Source organism: Streptomyces sp. NPDC097595, assembly GCF_044761525.1.
GTDB lineage: Bacteria > Actinomycetota > Actinomycetes > Streptomycetales > Streptomycetaceae > Streptomyces > Streptomyces drozdowiczii_A.
Window position 1 is genome coordinate 110,376 of the sequence record NZ_JBIWCN010000025.1, and the last position, 16,923, is coordinate 127,298.

A 16,923-nucleotide genomic window follows, 5' to 3' on the forward strand; every position below is an offset into this window, starting at 1 on the left:
AATAATGCGCACCCAGCCCTTCGACTATTACGGCGTAATAATCGAGGCCGCAGCAGCCTGCCTCCCACCCACACGGCGTCGGTGGTACGAGACGGTCACCGCACCGAGCAGCGGCCCCCAGGCGACCAGCGGCAGATAGAGCAGGCCCACGACCACGCTGCCGTGCGCGGTCAGATCGGGATGGGGAACCGCCCACCAGGCGACGAGCGGCGTCCATAGAACCGTCAGCGCCAGGGCCCCGAAGGCAGCCGGGACGACGACGGCGAGTCGGGGGAGAGGGCGCCCGCCGAGCAGGGGAATCCAGCGGGGGAGTACCTCACCCCACGGCCGTACGAGCCCGAGGGTCAGGAGCGCGACCGCTTCGCTCAGCAGGCTGAGGCCGAGCACGTAACCCGCGCCCCACCCGGTGAAGTCCATCGCCGCGTAACCCGAGTCGGTGTAGCCGGCCGTATGGCCTGTCGCCAGCAGGAGGCGCCAGATGCCGGTCGGCAGCGTGACGAGCGCGCAGAGGTGGGCGGCGCGGACTGCCCAGCGGGGCGGTGTGGAAGTCATGTGCACCATCCTGTTGGCACACCGTCCCACAGTCGTCGGTACCGGGTACGAGCTCTCTCCCGGCCCGGAACGAGATTGCGCCCCACCGCCTCACCCGTGCGGGGGAGACCCGCCTCCCCCTACGGACCGCCCGCAGTATTACGCCGTAATAATCCCGGCACAGGCCCCACCGGCCGCCGCATTATTACGCCGTAATACTGCCCCGCACCTCCCTCTCCTCAGACCCCGCCGCCCCGGCGCCCGGCGAGCACCACCGCACCACCTGCGATCGCGAGCCCCGCGAGGACGACACCGAACACCGTGGCGGCACCGGTCAGCCCCACGCCGTCGCTGAGATACCCGACGGACACGGGCAGCAGCCCCGCCGGCACGTAACCGCCCACGTTCAGAGCGGCATTGGCCTCGGCGAGGCGCCCGGGCGGAACGTTAGAGTTCAGCAGCGAGAGACCGCCGAGCTGCCCCATGCCCTGCCCCGCCCCGGCGAGCAGCGCGGAGGCGATCAGCGCCGCCACCGAGGCGCCCCGCACGGCGGCGATCAGGGTGACCATGCTCAGCACGGTGCTTACGGCCCCAGCGGTCAGAATGGCGGGCCGGGAAAGCCGCTGGACGGCGAACTGCACACCGGTGGCGGCGAGGAACATGGCGAAGGCCATGGCACCGGCAACGATCCGGCTGGACGTCCCGAGCAGCCCAGACAGCAGCGAAGGGCCGAGCGACAGCACGAAGGAGGTCGCGGTGATGCCCGGCGCGAACACCGCGATCCCCGACCAGAGCTGACGGCGATTCCCACGCGGCACCGCCGGCACCCGCACCCACCCAGCGCCCTTCACCGACGGCACCGGCCGCCGCAGTGGCATCCGCACCACGGCGCCCACCGCCGTCACGAGCAACACGGCCTCCACGACGAAGACGGTGACGGTGGGCGCGGGCAGCGTCTCGGAGAACACCCCGGCCAGGAACGGCCCGAGACCGGCCCCGAAGACCATCGCGCAGGAGGCGAGCAGAGCGGCGAGGCGCCGCCGCCCGGGCCCGGCCACATCGGTCACCGCCGCCATACCGGCCGACACGACGGCCCCGACGGCGATCCCGGTGAACAGCCGCGCCACGATCAGCGAGGCCACGGTGGCGGCGGTCGCGAAGACCAGGCAGGCGACCAGGGCGAGCCCCAGGGCGGGCAGCAGCACCGGCTTGCGCCCGAGCCGGTCGGAGGCCGCCCCGGACACCAGGAGCGAGCCCAGGAGCCCGACGATGTAGAACGCGAACACCACGGTGAGCGTGCCCTTGGAGAACCCCATCTCCCGCTGCCACAGCACGTACAGCGGCGTCGCCGCATTGGACAGCACGAACACGGCGGCCACCGGCCAGGCGGCCAGCCACACCCACCACAACGGCGGCGCGGCCCCGTTCGCCCCCGTACCGCCAACGGCACCCCGCACGGTCCCGACCCGAGTTCCGGACATGGCTGTTCCTCCCCGACTGCCTCAGTACGACTTAAATCGAACTTAGCATGCAGTACGATGAAACTCGTACAAGAAACGTGAGAGGGAAGCCCATGCCGTCACCCGCACCCACACCCGACGAACTCCCGGACCCCCTACCGGAACCGGCGGTAGAGGACCTCCGCCTGGAGACCGTCCTGGGCGCGCTCAGCGACCCCCTGCGCCTGACGATCGTCCGCAAACTCCTCCTGGAATCCGACCAGTACGACCACCCCTGCGGCTGGTTCGGCCTGGACCGCCCCAAGTCCTCCCTCACCCACCACTTCAAGGCCCTACGCGAAGCCGGCATCACCCGCCAACGCCAATACGGCCTGGAACGCCGCAGCCACATCCGCACAACCGACCTCAACACCCGCTTCCCAGGCCTCCTCGCCCTGGTCGCGGCATGGACCCCGGAGCCGTAGGCCGGAAGCCTCGACCGCGCATTATTACGCCGTAATAATCGCGAGCTGCGATGTGTGGGGCCGGGCGGTGGGGTCGGAACAGTGGGCAAGCAGCAGATCAAGGAGTTCCTCGACGCTCACGCGTGAGGTCGGAGGATGCGGAGGCAGCCGGTTTCGGGTGCCATCCGGTCTCGGTGGCCCAGCGTTCAGCCGCGATCATCAGGGCGGGCGATGCGCGGATCCACTCCGAGGTCCCAGCCCAGGCGGCGGTTAGTGGGAGCCGTCCACAGCCACCCGGGAGAAGACCAGGGGCGTTCGCGCTACGGAGCTTAGCCAGGAAAACCTCGTGGAGCCGCCGGGCCCGGGTGCGGGCGGCCTGCCGTTGGTGCGGCGCCAGCGGATGATGCTGCCCATCCAGGCGGTCAGCGGACCGCCGTGGTCCGTCGCGGCCAGCGACCCGAGCCACGTCCGTCCGACCCGCTCTCCGAGCCGGCGGCAGAACAGCCCGCCGGCGGGCAGCAGCCGCGGGCGCCCGGCACCAGCTCGGCCATGGCCGGGTCCAGCAGCGCCCCGGTGACGGTCACCACCTCCGGGAAGACGACCGCGTACCACCTTCCGCATGGGGGTGCGCTGGTGCCGCAGGGCATGTCGGTCTTCTACCGTGCCCAGGTGATGCCGAGGTTGGTGAGGGCGGTGATGTCCGGGGGCGGTTTTTCTGATCAGTGGGTGGTGGGCTGGCCTGGGCTGATCAGTTTGGTGTTGAGGGCGGTCGGGCTTCGGGTCGGGCTGTCGTGGCTCGGTGATGGGGGACAGGAGGGCTGTTGAGCTGCTGTTTTGTCAGATGGCACGGGTGTTGATCAGGTGTGGTCATACTCCGCGTGTGGTGATCAGGTTCGTTGAGTGCTGTTATGCGGTCATCCAGTACAGGGCGGTATCCATCTCGCGTGGGGTCCAGGTGCGGATCGGGGCTGGAGCAGCGGCGAGGAGTTGGTCGATCGTTTCGATGTAGCGGCTGTAGCGGCTGTAGCGGCCGGGTCCGTGGCTGAGAGTGATACCGAGAGCGTGCAGGCCGCTGTGGGCTCGCCGGTCGTAGATGGCCATGCGGTCTGGTGCGGCTGCTGTCAGGACGGCGGAGGCGAGGGCGTCACCGGTGCGGAAGCCTGGCAGGTGGGCGAGGGCGGCGCGGCCGGCTTGTGCTGCCGCTCCGAGGCTGAGTGTGGTGTCCCGGGCGGCGGTCGTGGCCGCGGCGGTTGCGCGGCGTACGTCGGTATCTGCGAGCGTCATGAGTTCAGCCGCCCAGGGTGTGTCGGCTCTGAGCCGCTTCCACAGCAGCAGTGCTCCGATGTCGGCTTTGCCGATGCTTCCGCTGGTGTACGCACGTCGTGTTACTTCTTGCAGGGTCTCGTCGTAATACGGGCTGACGGTGTCGGTGTAGGCCTGGCGGGCGGCGGCAAGTCGCTCCCAGTGCTCGGGTGCCAGGCTGAACGAACTGTCTGTCATGGGCGCTGCCCGTCTTGTCGGAGGGAGGGAGCAGGGCTGGTCAGTCGCTGCCTGGAGGGTTGCCGCGATGTTGGCGCAGTGCTTGGAGGATGCGCTCGCGGTGTTCGCCCTGGGGGTTATCGGGGTCGGGGGCGTCGAGGAGTGGCTCGAGGCGGCTGTACAGCGCCTCGAGGCCGATGAGCGCGTCAAGGCTTTGGAGCGTGTCGTGGTCGATGACGGGGAACGGTGTCCGCTCGTGCGGAAGGAGTACGGCCAGGAGGTCGAGCGGGGTCCATCTGTCGTCAAGCCGCTGGTTGATCCAAGCCCGGGCGTTCTCGGGCGCGCTGTGACGCCATGCCCACAGGAGGATGCGCTCCGGCTCCGTGAGCTGGTCGACGGGCCGGCGTGCGGCTGGCGCGAGGTGCCGCGCGATCTCGTGGCTGATCAGTGAGCGGGCCTCACCGATCCAGTCAGGCCTCGCCGCTGCCTGTATGTGGTCTGGGCTGTCTGAGCCGTCTCGCCTGGTGATGCGTTGAAGGGTGCGAGCAGCCAGGATGGCTCCGTCGGCGGTCTCGGCCATGGTCTTGAGGACGGCAGGCCGTTCGGGCTCGGCAAGGTCGGTCAGGAGATCTGCCGCGAGGATGCTTATGGCGAAATCGGCAGTGAGTAGGCCGAACGCCCCTTGAGGGGCGGCAGTGAGGTGGCCATGTTGCTGGGCTGCGGCTTCGAGGAGCGCGACCGCCGGAAGGGGAATGCCAGCGGTGCGCTTGTACTGGATACGGCGGGTGATGCGCTGGGTGTCATCGCGTAGGCGCAGGAGGAGTTCGTCTGCTTCGGGGCCTGGAGTGCCGTCGGCCAGTTGCTGCAGGGCGGTGTCGAAGGTCTCCTCGGGAAGGTCGTCGTCGGGGACGCCGAAGACCATGTACCGGTCGAAGTAGTCGATGCTGCCGATGCCGCGCCGCAGCGCAATGGCCTGGGTGTCGGCGCCATAGCCGAGAGCCTGCCGGAGTGGTGCGAACAGCATGCCCATCAGGCCGATCACGCCGTCCAGGTGCTGTTCGGCGACGCCAGCGTCCTGCAGCCTGGTGCGCCAGCGCTCGGTGCGCTGTTCGGGCCGCTCGTCGCGGCGCGAGGGCAGGTCGACGCTGGTGCCGGTGAGTTCGGCTCGGTGCTGCCACAGCAACTGGTACGCGCGGGGCTCACTGGTGCGCAGGAAGGTGACGAGCAGGAAGTCGACGATGTCGACGTTGCCGGTGAGCTGGCCGAGGGTGGCGTCCACCTGGCCGAAGAACCGCTTGATGGCCCGCGGAGTACGCAGCCGGCCCTGCAGGTGCCGGTAATAGGCCTCGGAGAGCCTTTCCTGCTCGCTGGCTCTCAGGGTCAGGCTGTGCGAGGCGAGGACCGCGGAGAGGGAGCGGTCGACCAGAATGTCGGCGTCGCGCTCGCGGAACGCGGGAAGGTCCAGCCGGACCTGGATGATCTTTTCCAGGAAGTCGCGTGCACGGGACTCGCTGTTGCCGACGAGCTCACTGCGTTGCATGACGTCGAGCAGGGTCCGTTCGTCGAAGCTGATCAGGTAGTACACATTGGGCAGATGGCCTACGAGGCGTACCAACTTGAAGACGACGAGGAGCTCTTCGGGGGTGAGGCGGTCCAGGTCGTCCATGACGACGAGGACCGGGCGGCCCGCTTTGCGCAGGGCTTCCTCGGCCTTGCGTTTCGCGGCGGATGCGCTAGTGTCCCCGCTGATGCGGTTGCTGACCTCTTGGACCAGCCCCTCGGAGTCCAGGCCGAAGAGAGCAGTGACCTTCCCCAGAGGGCTGATGGCCTGTCCGAACCCGCCGATCTTCTCCCGTGCCTCGGACCACCGCTCGCTTTTGGGGAGGGCTTCGCGGATCTCGCTGAACAGCGCCAGGGTCAGAGACTCCAGATCGGAGTACAACCATGGGTTGAGCTCCGCGACCAGCCAGCCTTCCTCATTCCTCGACTCCTGTAGTCGGCGTGTCACCTTGCCCAGGACGCTGGACTTCCCTGACCCCCACGGGCCGATCAGCGCGAGGACTCCGGTTTCGGTCTGGGCTCGTACCCGGTCCAGCAGGCTGATCACATGCTGGGCATATTGCCCGTGTCCGAGCAGGTCAGGCCCTTCCTCGTGGTCGAGGAAGGGTTCGTCGTTGAAGAAGTGCGCGTTGGCCATCTGCCCATTGTCGAGACAAGAAGGGAGGTGGGTGCAGGAGTTCGCGTTGTTCAGGTTGCAACGAGGCCAGCTGTGGTGAGGAGGTGTTGTTGTTGGGGGTGAAGGAGCGGCCAGGCGCGCCGTTGTTTGGTCAGCCAGCGGCGGGCTGCTGGGTGGCGGGGGTGGGTGCGGGCGTGGTGGTAGGTGCGTTGCCACAGGATCGGCCAGGGCGGGTTCCACCAGGGATCGATCACGGCGAGGGCCTGCTGGGTGGGGGAGGGGCTGCTGCGCTTCTTCGCGAGCTCGCGCTGCCGGTTGAGCCATTCGCCGAGAGGGAAGCCGTCGTGGACGGTCTTGATCGGCGGGCAGAGGTGGCCGTATTCGCTAGCCCAGGTCCGGGTATGCGTGAGGGCTTCGGCGTGGGGCCGGGGCCGGGGGCTGGGCGGCCAGTGTCCGGCGGTCTGAGCGGTGATGCCGATGGCGTTCAGCAGGTGCTGCTGGTCGGGGTGGAGTTGGTGGTAGGTCAGGCAGGCGCGGGTGGTCCAGTTGCCCAGGACGGTGCTCGGTGCGAGGATGCGGGCGACGGGGTCGTACGGTTCGCCGGCTTCGATGTGATTGCGGGCGCGGTAGTAGTTGCGCTGCCAGACGATGTCCCAGGGCGGGTTCCACCACGGGTCGATTGCGGCCAGCTCGGTCAGGTGGGGTGAGGGCGGCAGGCCGTCGCGGGCGCGTTGTTTGGCCCGGTTGCGCTGGCTGAGCAGCCACAACCCCAGCGGATACCCGTCGTGCCGGGTGTCGCGGGGGGCTGCGAGGTGGCCGTGTTCGGCTGCGTAGGCGCGGGCGTGTGCCAGGGCTGTTTCGAAGCCGGGCCTCAGGTCGGGACGGTGCCCGAGGCGGCTGCGGGGCTCGCGGGGACGCTTGGGTTCGGCGGCGCGTCGTGTGCGGCGTCGATGGGTGGAAGCGGCAGGATCCGCACCCGTTCCGGCCGGGCTGGGCTTGTCTGTCTGCGGAGCCGGGGCGGCAGCCGGTCTCGGCGGTGCCGTCCCTGCGTGTTTCCGGGCGCTGCGTGCCACCTCGGCAGTGATGCCGATGTCGGTGAGGAGTTGCCGCTGCTCCTCGCTGAGCTCGTCGTACGTAGCGCTCTGGCGCCACAGCCAATCAGCGGCACCAGAGTCGTCGAGGTCACTGAAGCCGTTCTCAGCCTGGAAGAGACTACCGACTGCGGCGTCACGAGCCCGGTAGTAGTGGCGCTGCCATGACAGGCCCCAGGGCGGGTTCCACCAGGGATCGATGTCCGCGAGGGCCTGAGCCCGGTCGGCGGGCAGGGGTCGGCGATCAGAGCGACGGCCCCTGCGCTGGTTGCCCAGCCACTGACCCAGTGGGTAGCTGTCGTGCAAAGCCGCGTGGGCGACGACGGCGAGGTTGCCGTGGACGTCGGCGAACGCGCGGGCATGCGCCAGCCCTACATGGAAGCGTTCGGCGGAGCTGCGACGTCGAGGGTGGGCGGCGACCGCCGCCGCGGCGTCGATCCCGATCTGGGCGAGGAGGCGTTGTTGTTCGGGGTGGAGGGCCGGGTAGCGGGTGCACTGCAGGTACAGCCATTCACCCAGGCTGTAGCTGGTGGTAGGGAACCCGCTGGCGGGCCCGAGCGGGCCGCTGGCTTCCATATGATCGCGGGCTTGGTGCCAGGTGCGCTGCCACAGCGTGCTCCAGGGCGCGTTCCACCACCGGTACAGCGCATAGAGGGCGGCGGCTTGATGGATGGGCAAGCGGGTGTGGCGGGTGCGCAGGTTGGACAGCCACGTGCCCAGCGGGTAATCCCCCGAAGCGTCTTCCTTGGGGACGGCCAAGTGCCCGAACTGCTGGTGGTAGGCACGGGCGTGCGCAATGCCTCTCTCGAAGGCACGTTCGGCTTGAAGGCTGTGGCCACGCAGCCGTTTGACCGGCCGTGGTTCTGGCTGGCCGCTGTCGGTGCGTGATTCCGGTGGGGGCAGGAGGTCACTGAGGGGCCGGGGCCGGTGCGATGAATGCACCTTCCACAGCTTCTGCTGCGCCGCAGGTGTCGGGTCGGCGTTGGTGAGCACGCAGGAGTGGGCCCAGGTGAACAGCGGTCCGTGGGTGACGGCGGCGAGGCGGTGGATGAGCCACGGCCGCTGCAGCTCATGAGCGACCTCGGTCAAAAGAGCGGGTAGCTCACCAAGACGGTAGGGGAGATGGCCGCCCGATTCGGCGACAGCGCGTTGCTGCAGGGAGCGGCTGGCCAGCAGACGGGCGAGGGCGACGGTCTCGGGATAGGTGATCAGGTCGCGTGCGGCCACCTTCCACCAGCCGGGATCGGCGCCGTCCGGGCGTGTGGCATCGAGTCGCGCCGGCCAGGCGTGTTCCTGGCGGGGCCAGGGCTGCTCCCACCAGGAGTTGGTGATGGCACGAGCGACCTCGAAGGCCTGCGCCCCGATGGGGGAGCGGTGCAGCAGCCTGGCATGCTGCCGCTGGGCTTCGATCACTTCCGGGCACGGGCCGAGGGGGACGGTCAGCCCGCCGGTGTGGGGCAGGTACAGGAGCCAGTACCGGTGGCGCGCGCAGACGCGCTGCTCGGGGGCCAGGTACCGGCGGGCGGGCACCTCTCGTCCGGTACGGGCGGCGGTGCATGCGGGGCAGGCAGGCCCCCATGCGGCGACGACCTCCTCACCGCGCAGCAGCCGCCCGACCGGGCCCATCCCGTACTTTCCGCTCGGCTCTTCCCGCGTCCATGCGGGCAGCGCCTGCTCGAGCATGTGCTGCGGAACATGGCAGAGTGCGGCGACCCGGTCGCGTGCCTGGGCGTTGAGGTGGATCTCGCTGTCTGGGTACAGCATCCCGGTGAGGTTCTGCAGGCCGCCGACGTCGGTGACGGCGGCGAGCACGTCACGGACCCCGAGGTGGTACCGGGCGGCGATCCTGGTCAGGAACGACAGCGTCAGCTCCCCGTTCAACGCAGCGATGCGTCCTGCCGCGCCGCCGCCCACGGCGGGCACGATGCTGCCGGATGCTGCCCGTTCGCGCTCCGCTCGTCTGTTCCGGGGCAGGCGTGCGGGTGCGGGCGTGCTGGACCGGTACGCCATTGCGGATGCCCTACGTGCGCCGTGCGGGCCGGGACGGCCTGGCCTGGGCTTCGGCGGCCGCGTCGAGTTCGACCTCGGCGAGCAGCTGCTTGGTGATCCGCTCGGTGCCTTCCGTGATCGCGATCAGAGCAGCTTCACGGATGAGGTGGGAGAGGCTCCCGATCCGGCCTGCGGTGCGGGCGTGCAGGTAGGCGGCGTGCTTGACCAGGGTTCCGGTCCGGTGTGCGCGCAGCCGCAGCAGGTTCTCCATGGCCTGCACGAGGTCGTTCCAGACGGCCCGGTCCTGCTCGGTCGCGTACGCCAGCGGCCGGTGCCTGAAGAGCTTGAACCGGCCGGCGATCTGGGCCCCGCGCACTCCGCTGAGCAGTGAGGAGGTCTCGATGTCGATTGCGGAGTACACGAACGTGGCCGGGATGCGTTCGCCGAGGTACTTCAGCTGGTCGGAGGTTTCCGCGCCGGCGCGCCGCTGGGTGTCCAGGAGGTGGACGTCGTCGACGAGGACCAGCTGGGTGCCCAGCTCGCCCAGCAGGTCGCACACGGCGCCGGTGATTTGGGTCTGGTTGAGGCGGTCGGTGATGGGCATGTTGAGGAACCGGGCGAACTCGCTGACGAGCATCTTCGGGGTGGCGGCCGGCGGCACGCTGATGAACAGCACAGGCCTGCGCGCGGCCTGCCCTGGGTGTTGGCGGGCGTCGGCCAGTTGGAAGGACCGCCCGAGCGCCATCATCGTGGTGGTCTTACCCGTGGTGGCCGGGCCGGAGATGATCAGACCGCGGCGGGCGCCGGCCTGCTGGCGGCGGTTGACCAGCAGCAGCCGCCGAACGGCGGTGAAGACACTGTCCATGGCCGGGGTACGCATGACGGCGAGTTCGGAGTGGTAGTCCTCGCGCTCCGTCTGCGGCCAGACCGGGTCGGCGGCATCCCGGGCGGGGGCTGGCGCCCGGTGAACGAAGGCGTCCCAGCCCTGCCATACGGTCGGAGGGGCCAGCGGGGCGAACCCGGCGGTGTCGTTCGGGGACAGGCTCACCATCGCAGGGACTCCTCGGCGGGATCGTAGACCGTGACCCGGGGAGGCGCAGGCGCAGGCGTATCGGCTTCCTGCGCCAGGCCGGCCGAAGGGCCGCTCAGCAGCGTGCCGTCAGCCGGCCCGGTGCCCACGCCACCGTCGCCGGCGCAAGCGTCCTCGTCTTCGCTGTCGTCGGCGAAGACGTCCTCATCATCAGGCTTGAGTACCCCGGCTGGCGGCTGCTGGCCGTACAGGATCCCCCATACTGCGCCGTCCTCGTTCGCGGCGGCACCGGCGCGGGCCCGGGCGGCGACGACCTTCTCTCGGCGGGTGCCGTGTCCGGCGGCGGCGCGTTCCAGTAGCTCGCGCAGGGCGAGGGCCAGGTCGTGTTCGTGGCTCACGCGGCTGCCGCGCTGGGCGACGGTGCGCCTGACGTGCTGCCAGGTGAAGTCGGTGAACGGGGCGGTGACCAGGGTGCGGTGGATCCATGGCACCGCTTCCCAGCGGTATCCCTGCGGCAGGCCGGCATCCGGCAGGCGTACCCAGACCTGGCCGGGGGCGTGCGGGTTGCAGTGGATTTCCCACAGCCCGTCCGCCGTGGGGGAGGACTCGCCTCGGTAAGGGTTGAGGATCTTGTGGTCGTAGGTGCGGTAGTCGATGCGGATGCCGTAGTCGTTGATCTTCTGCCGTTTGACGGGCATCAGCTCGATGTAGTCTTCATGCCCCAGCGGTACCGGGACGTACCCGCATACGGCGACCAGCGCCGCCCACATCTCGTTCGGTGACAGGGCGCGGCGGGGCATCATCGGGTGCCGCAGCCCGTCGTGCTCGCGCTCTTGCCACCCGCAGACGATCCACTCCTGCAGCAGGTCGTCCAGCTGCGCGAGCGTCCATACCGCCTCGCCTTCTGCGTCCCGGCCGCGTTCGCCGGTGTGCGAGCCCGTGTAGCCGGCGACGTGCTGGGCGAACAGCGTGTTGATCGAGGAGAACGTGCGTTCCACCTGCCCTTTGGCCGGCCCGTTGCCCGGCGGCGCCGGCTGCAGGGAGATGCCCAGCGATCCGCAGGCGGCGACGAACGAGGACGAGACGAATACCTTGCCCTGATCGACCACGACGGTCTGCGGGGTGATGACCGGCCGCGCCGCGACCCCTTCCAGACGGGCGTCCACGCTCTGCAGCCGCTCGTACGGGATCACCGAGCGTTCCATGGCCAGCGCCTCGGGCCAGTCGGGCTGCATCGGCGCGGGAACCATCATCTGCGCCAGCAACTGCGCCGCGTCCACACTGCGGGTCCCCTTCGGCCGCAGCACAGCAGCGCAGATACTGCGGGTCGCCACATCCAGCGCGATGGTCAGCTCGGGCCGCTCCACCACCCCGTCGTCCAGCACCACGAAGACATCGAGCACGGTGCTGTCCATCATCACCAGCTCACCCGGCGCCGTTACCGTCGTCGGCACGAACGGAGGAGCCGGCCGCGCCGAGCGCCAGCGGCGCTGTCGCGCACTGCCCAGCAGCCCGTGCCCGTCGCCCAGGGCGTGCACCAGCCGGTTGAACGTCGCAGTCGACGGCAGCGCCACCGCCCCGAGGCCGTACCGCTCGGCCAGCAGCCGCTCGGTGTACATCCGAAGCCGCCCCAGCGTTCCGCTGGAGCGTTCCTGCCCGGCTTCCAGTACCTCCCGCAGCGCGGCCACCACCCGCTCGTCCGCACGCCCCAGCGCCGACCGGGGCCGCACGGTCCGCTGATCCACCAGTCCCCACACCCCGCCGTCGCGGTAACGGGCCCGCATCCGCCGCACCGTCACCGCACTGGTCGGCATCCCCGCCGCCGACAGCTCCGCCGCCTTCGCCTCCTCCCGCTGCGCCAGCGTCCGCACCTCCGGGTCGTACTCGGCCCGCGCATGGCCGACCCCACCGGATCCGCCCGGGTGCCCCGTCTCCACCTCCCGCACGTGCCCCTCCCAGGCCAGCGCTCGCTCCCGCACCGTCGCAGGTAACGAATCCAGCAGGCCCAGCGGCGCCACCCGGCGAGCGGCGGGCCCATCCACAACCTCGAAGCCCTCGCCGGCGAACAACAGCGACAGCAGCAGCGCTGCCGTCTCACCGTTCTTCGCGATCAGCCGCACCTGCCCGCCGATAAGTGCGGCCACCGTCCAGGTCCGGCCCTCGAAACGCACCCGCGACCCCACCTCGACCACCGGCCCGACAACCCCCCGGCCTCCTGCCCTCATCACGCCGACCGCGCCCACACCGGCATCCGCTCATGCATCGGAGCGCCCAGATCCGCAGACAGCCGCCCCGCCCACAGCGCATGGAACAGCGCAGGAAGGACCACCATCGGATCCCCGACGGTCCTGCGCACGCCTTCCCACAGCGGCCTACGCCCGGCGAACGACTCCTGCAGCGTGACCGCCAGTCGCTGTCCTCCGTGGTACCGCGGATGCCGGTACCCGGCCAGCCAGGCCACGTTGCGCCGGTACACCGGATCGACCGGCCCCAGCACCCAGTACCGCCAGCCCACCGCAGCACACACTTCGCCGAGCACCGTTGCCAGGTACCGCTGCCGTTGCGAAAGCTCCTCGCCGGCGGTGCAGTCCGCCAACACCCCCTGGCCGTCAGCGAGCCGGAGCATCATCTGCGGGACATGCGTACGCACCTCGTCCCGCTCCCGCCACCGCAGTTCCAGCGGCTGACTGGCCAGATACGTCACGCGTGGGTCGCGGTCGAGCAGCATCACATGCAGCCGCATCGCCCCGGAGCCGTAGTGCACCAGCCGTCCGGTGGTCGCCGACCACCACCATCCCGGCGCCGTGCGCTTGCCCTTGCGGACAGGAAAGTGCTTCAGGGGTGGACACTGCTCGAAGGGCACTTCGGCGGCCGCCGCGGACCACGGCGAACACTCCGGCGTGCCGCCCGCAGCCATGAACCGCACGTCCACGGCCCCGACATCGACCGGCCCCGCTCCTGTCGCATCCCACTCCACGCTTCGCACACAGGGCCAAACGCTTATCGGCTCATCCGGTAATGGGCATAACAAGCCAACCGGGCGCGCCAGCCGCAGGCCCGCCCGCCGGCTTTGCCCGGGCGTCCGTGACCACGAGGGCGCGCGACCGCCATCAGCCGTGTTCGGGATCTGCGGCCCAGGCGTAGCCGAGCTTGACGAAGGCTGCTCGCTGCTGAGCATCCAGGCGGTCACGTCTGGCCTTGTGGTTGCTCAGAAACACACCCAGCCTGATCAGCGAACCGTCCGGCAGTTCTTCAACGTGCGCTCTTCCGACAACAGTTCTTCCTTCCCGCGCAATGTACTGAGCCAGGGCTGCCAGACCGTGCTGGAAGGATGACGCCTTCCCAGCGCCCTCGACTGCTGGGGCGGGGGCGGGGGGTTCGGCGGGCTCTACGCCCAGGTTGGTCAGTCGTTCCTGCTGCTCGGTCGACAGGTGTGCCCAGGTGCCCGGGTTCTTCTGCCGCTGTAGCCAGCGTCCGATGTCGTCGCCCTCGAAGACGACACCTGGTTCGATGGTCGGCAGGTGGCCGTCGGCGTCGACGAGGTCGGCGAGTACGCGGTAGTGGCGCTGCCAGTCCAGCGGCCACGGGCAGTCCCAGTCCTCATCGACCGCCGCCAGCTGCTGCGCGCGCTCCTCAGCCCGGTCCGGGTCCTTGCCGAGGCCGCCCTTGCGTCGGAGGTTGGCGAGGTGCTGCCCGATCGGCACCATGGCTTCGCCCTCGCCCCACACCGCGTTCTGGCGGGGCGCGAGGTGTCCCATGGTCCGCCGGTAGGAGCGGAGCATGGCGAGCTTGTTCTCCCAGGCTTCCTCGCCGGGCTCCCAGACCATTCCGGCCTCCGGCGCGTCCAGGAGGGTTTTGCGCCGTTCCTCCAGCTCCCCGGCCCGCAGTGCCTTGCGCTGCTGATGCACCCACCGCCCAAGCGGGAAGTCCTTCGTGACTCCCACCTCGACCTTGACGTCGTACGGAACGGCGTAGACGCCGGTGATCTCCTTCTCCGCCCGCCAGCGGATCAGGGCCTGGTAGCCCTCCAGCCACACCAGGGACTCGGGTCGGTAGACCCGGGTGCGCAGGAAGGCCGCGATCGTCGCCGCGTCCCGAGGGCTGGAGAAGTGGAGCAGGGCGGCTTCGGCGACGGCCTGCGTGTCGTCGTCCTCGTGGCCCTCGCTGCCGCCCCTGACGATTTGCCCGTCCTTGTCGCGTCGGACGTGGACCTTGCGATTGCCGCTGGTGAGCGCCCGGGAAGCGAGTTGTTCGACCAGACGTTCGTCATGCGAACGCAGGCCCTGGAGAACCGCTACAAGAGGGCGGAAGCTGGCGCTGGCGACCATGTCGGTGGGGTCTTCGCCGGGTTCCAGGAAGATCGGCACGATGATCCGGGCGACCTTCGTGCTGCCGTCCTTGTTGAGGCGGAGCGCCCGGCCGATGTTCTGGACGATCTCGACCTGGGAGCCGCGGGTGTCGGCGAAGCAGATCGAGTCGACTCCTCGCTCGCCGGTAATGTCCACCCCCTCACCGAGCACGCGGCAGCTGGCGAGGAAGGCGCGGTGCACCCGGCGCCCGGTCGCGTCGATGCCGTTGGCGAACTGCCGCAGCACCTCACGCCGCTCGGTGACGAGGTGGTCGCCGCACAGCCACGCCGACCAGACCCGGTCCGGGGGTACGTGGCGGCCGGCCTCCAGCTCGTAGAACTCCGCGTCGATCGACGACGCGGGCAGCCGGTCCGCAGCGGCGAGGTCCTCGTCGGAGGCGTCGTTGGCGTACAGCTCGGCTGCGGTCTCTGGGAGCTTGTCCGCGAACGCGCGGGCTTCTTCGACCTTCTGGTGGAAGGTCATGACGGTGCGGAGGTTGTGTGCGGCGGCGTGCTCCAGGAGCGCGGCTTGCAGCAGGGCCAGGCGCCGGCCCCGCTGTGCTTCCTCCGACTCCCCGAGGACCGGCGTGGGATCGCGGATCTCCAGGACGTCGATCTCGAATCCGGCAAGGATTTCCCGCTCGATCGCTTCCGACAGCCCCAGCTCTGCGAGCCAGGCGCCGTAGGTGCCCTCCGGGTCGTCCGACATCGTCGCGATCTCCACCTCCTGCACATCCGCGCCCTTCCTCGGCCGGGGGGCGGCGAGGATGCGCGGGGTCGCGGTGAGGTAGAGCCGGAAGTCCGCCGGGATGCGCTGGTTATCGTGGATCGCCGCCCACGGACGGCCCAGGTCCCCCGCGGTTGAGTGGGCCTCATCCACGATCGCGAGGTCAAACCCGTCCATGCGCTGCCCGTACAGCCGCTCTCCGCCCGCCAACGCGGCCTCCAGCGGCCCGCGAACCTTCCCCTGGCCCCCGGGTGCGTCGGTGTCCTCGCGGTCCACGAGAGAGGCGTACGTGGCGAGCACGACGACCGGCCCGGTCCTGGCCCATAGGGCGAGCTGAATCGGGTTCGTGGTGGTGCGCACCCCCAGCTCGTTCAGCACCGCGTCGTTCTCCAGCGAGCACACCGCGACCATCGGAGCCCGGTGGCCCACCAGCCGCCACGCCTGGGCGGTCTGCGCGAGCAGGTCCAGGGTTGGCACGGTCACGAGGATCCGGCCGTCCGCGAAGCTCTCCAGCGCGCACGCGGCGGCCGAGATTGTCTTGCCCGAACCGGTCGCTGACACGATCGTGCCTCGGGCACCCTGCGGGGGCACGGACGACCTTGCAGGAAATCCCACCCATTTTCTGAACGCCGACTTCTGGTCGACTTGATGTTCCCTGAGCGAGACTCTCGACATATCGGATCTCTTTTCTTGTGGGCTCGGTTTCGGCGGTGAGGTCACCTGTGTCTGTCTATGTGTCGAGTCCTCTGAGTCCCCAGGCGTCGAGTCCGGCGTAGATCGTGGCGGTCCGGCATGGGGGCGCGTGCATGACTTCGGCCTCGCCGCGGTAGATGGCGATGAGCGAGTCGGTGCCGCGCCACCAGTTGTCCGCGATGCCGGCCACCTCGGGGACGGCATCGAAGCTGTCGAGGTCGATGCCGTCCACCTCTTCACCTATCAACGTGGTGGTGCTGCGAGCGCACCGGCGGGCATGGTCAGCCAGCGCCAGTGCCTCCACCCACCCTTCGATGCTGGCGTGCAGGGGGGCCCAAGTACCGGCATGGAGCCCGAACTCTCCGCTGGGCCCGATCATGAAGGCGTAGGGGAGCGCAGTACGCTGCTGGCCGGCGCTGAAGTGCCAGTCCGGCTCAGGCCCTTCAGGTACGTCTCCGCTGAGAGTCCGAGGCCCACCGTCGTAGTGGGGAGAAGGAGGAAGCACGAGGCCACCCCAGACGGCCTCATAGGCGGACACCCGGTCGATCTGCGCCTTGGGGACGCCGTGCTCCATCCACTTGGCTCTGTACTGCTCAATGTCAGTACGGCCAGCCCAATGACCGTGGGCTCGAATGAAGTATTGCGCCCTGCGTGTGATGCCTGCCGGTATTTCCTGACCGATCACCATGACACCCACCTCAGCATCCCTTGCGTTTCCACCAAATCTACATGCTGCATCACTTTGATGCACTCACCATGCTGGAAGCCACACGAACGACTGGCCACCCTCCCCGTAGCCAGCCGCCCGCGAAGCGGGCTTCTGGTCCGGGAGCGAAGCGGACGGGCCGGGGTGGAGCGAAGCGGAACCCCTGACGGTCGGCCACTTCGTGGCCGACCGTCAGGGCATCGCAAAGCGAAACCCGTTCACTGCGTTCACGGAGCGAAGCGGAGGGAAC

12 protein-coding genes are annotated in these 16,923 nt (G+C 69.5%); 1 reads left to right on the top strand and 11 read right to left on the bottom strand.

Features of this window, described 5'->3' with window-relative positions:
- Positions 1-27 precede the first annotated feature (27 nt).
- Positions 28-561, bottom strand: a complete 534-nt coding sequence (locus tag ACIQZN_RS31065) for a hypothetical protein (RefSeq protein ID WP_404000988.1) — start codon at positions 559-561, stop codon at positions 28-30.
- 209 nt (positions 562-770) lie between these two features.
- Entirely contained in the window at positions 771-2,012 is a 1,242-nt protein-coding gene (locus ACIQZN_RS31070) for an MFS transporter (RefSeq protein ID WP_404000991.1), read from the bottom strand.
- A 92-nt stretch (positions 2,013-2,104) separates the two neighbouring features.
- Here ACIQZN_RS31070 and ACIQZN_RS31075 point away from each other — a divergent pair, with 92 nt between their 5' ends.
- Positions 2,105-2,455: an ArsR/SmtB family transcription factor gene (locus tag ACIQZN_RS31075; protein ID WP_404000994.1), complete on the top strand. Its 351-nt coding sequence runs from the start codon at positions 2,105-2,107 to the stop codon at positions 2,453-2,455.
- A gap of 401 nt (positions 2,456-2,856) precedes the next feature.
- Here ACIQZN_RS31075 and ACIQZN_RS31080 read toward each other — a convergent pair whose 3' ends face one another.
- From ACIQZN_RS31080 to ACIQZN_RS31120, 9 genes are all read right to left on the bottom strand, one after another.
- Positions 2,857-3,081, bottom strand: a complete 225-nt coding sequence (locus tag ACIQZN_RS31080; protein WP_404000997.1) for a hypothetical protein — start codon at positions 3,079-3,081, stop codon at positions 2,857-2,859.
- Between the two features lie 259 nt (positions 3,082-3,340).
- A complete protein-coding gene (locus ACIQZN_RS31085) occupies positions 3,341-3,934 on the bottom strand; it encodes a hypothetical protein (protein WP_404001000.1) in 594 nt (197 codons plus the stop codon).
- Between the two features lie 40 nt (positions 3,935-3,974).
- On the bottom strand, positions 3,975-6,110 hold the full coding sequence (locus tag ACIQZN_RS31090; RefSeq protein WP_404001003.1) for a P-loop NTPase fold protein: 2,136 nt from the start codon (positions 6,108-6,110) through the stop codon (positions 3,975-3,977).
- Positions 6,111-6,160: 50 nt separating this feature from the next.
- Positions 6,161-9,094 (bottom strand): helicase associated domain-containing protein, encoded by a 2,934-nt coding sequence (locus tag ACIQZN_RS31095; protein ID WP_404001006.1) that lies wholly within the window; start codon positions 9,092-9,094, stop codon positions 6,161-6,163.
- 106 nt (positions 9,095-9,200) lie between these two features.
- Positions 9,201-10,220 (bottom strand): TniB family NTP-binding protein, encoded by a 1,020-nt coding sequence (locus ACIQZN_RS31100; RefSeq protein WP_404001008.1) that lies wholly within the window; start codon positions 10,218-10,220, stop codon positions 9,201-9,203.
- A complete protein-coding gene (locus tag ACIQZN_RS31105) occupies positions 10,214-12,370 on the bottom strand; it encodes a transposase (protein WP_404001011.1) in 2,157 nt (718 codons plus the stop codon). The genes ACIQZN_RS31100 and ACIQZN_RS31105 overlap by 7 nt, the downstream gene beginning before the upstream one ends.
- Before the next feature lie 53 nt (positions 12,371-12,423).
- A complete protein-coding gene (locus ACIQZN_RS31110; RefSeq protein WP_404001014.1) occupies positions 12,424-13,131 on the bottom strand; it encodes a TnsA-like heteromeric transposase endonuclease subunit in 708 nt (235 codons plus the stop codon).
- 178 nt (positions 13,132-13,309) lie between these two features.
- Positions 13,310-15,949 carry a Helicase associated domain protein gene (locus ACIQZN_RS31115; protein WP_404001016.1) on the bottom strand — a complete coding sequence of 880 codons (2,640 nt, stop codon included), beginning with the start codon at positions 15,947-15,949 and terminating at the stop codon, positions 13,310-13,312.
- 55 nt (positions 15,950-16,004) lie between these two features.
- Positions 16,005-16,655 carry a hypothetical protein gene (locus ACIQZN_RS31120; protein WP_404001019.1) on the bottom strand — a complete coding sequence of 217 codons (651 nt, stop codon included), beginning with the start codon at positions 16,653-16,655 and terminating at the stop codon, positions 16,005-16,007.
- Between the last annotated feature and the right edge of the window lie 268 nt (positions 16,656-16,923).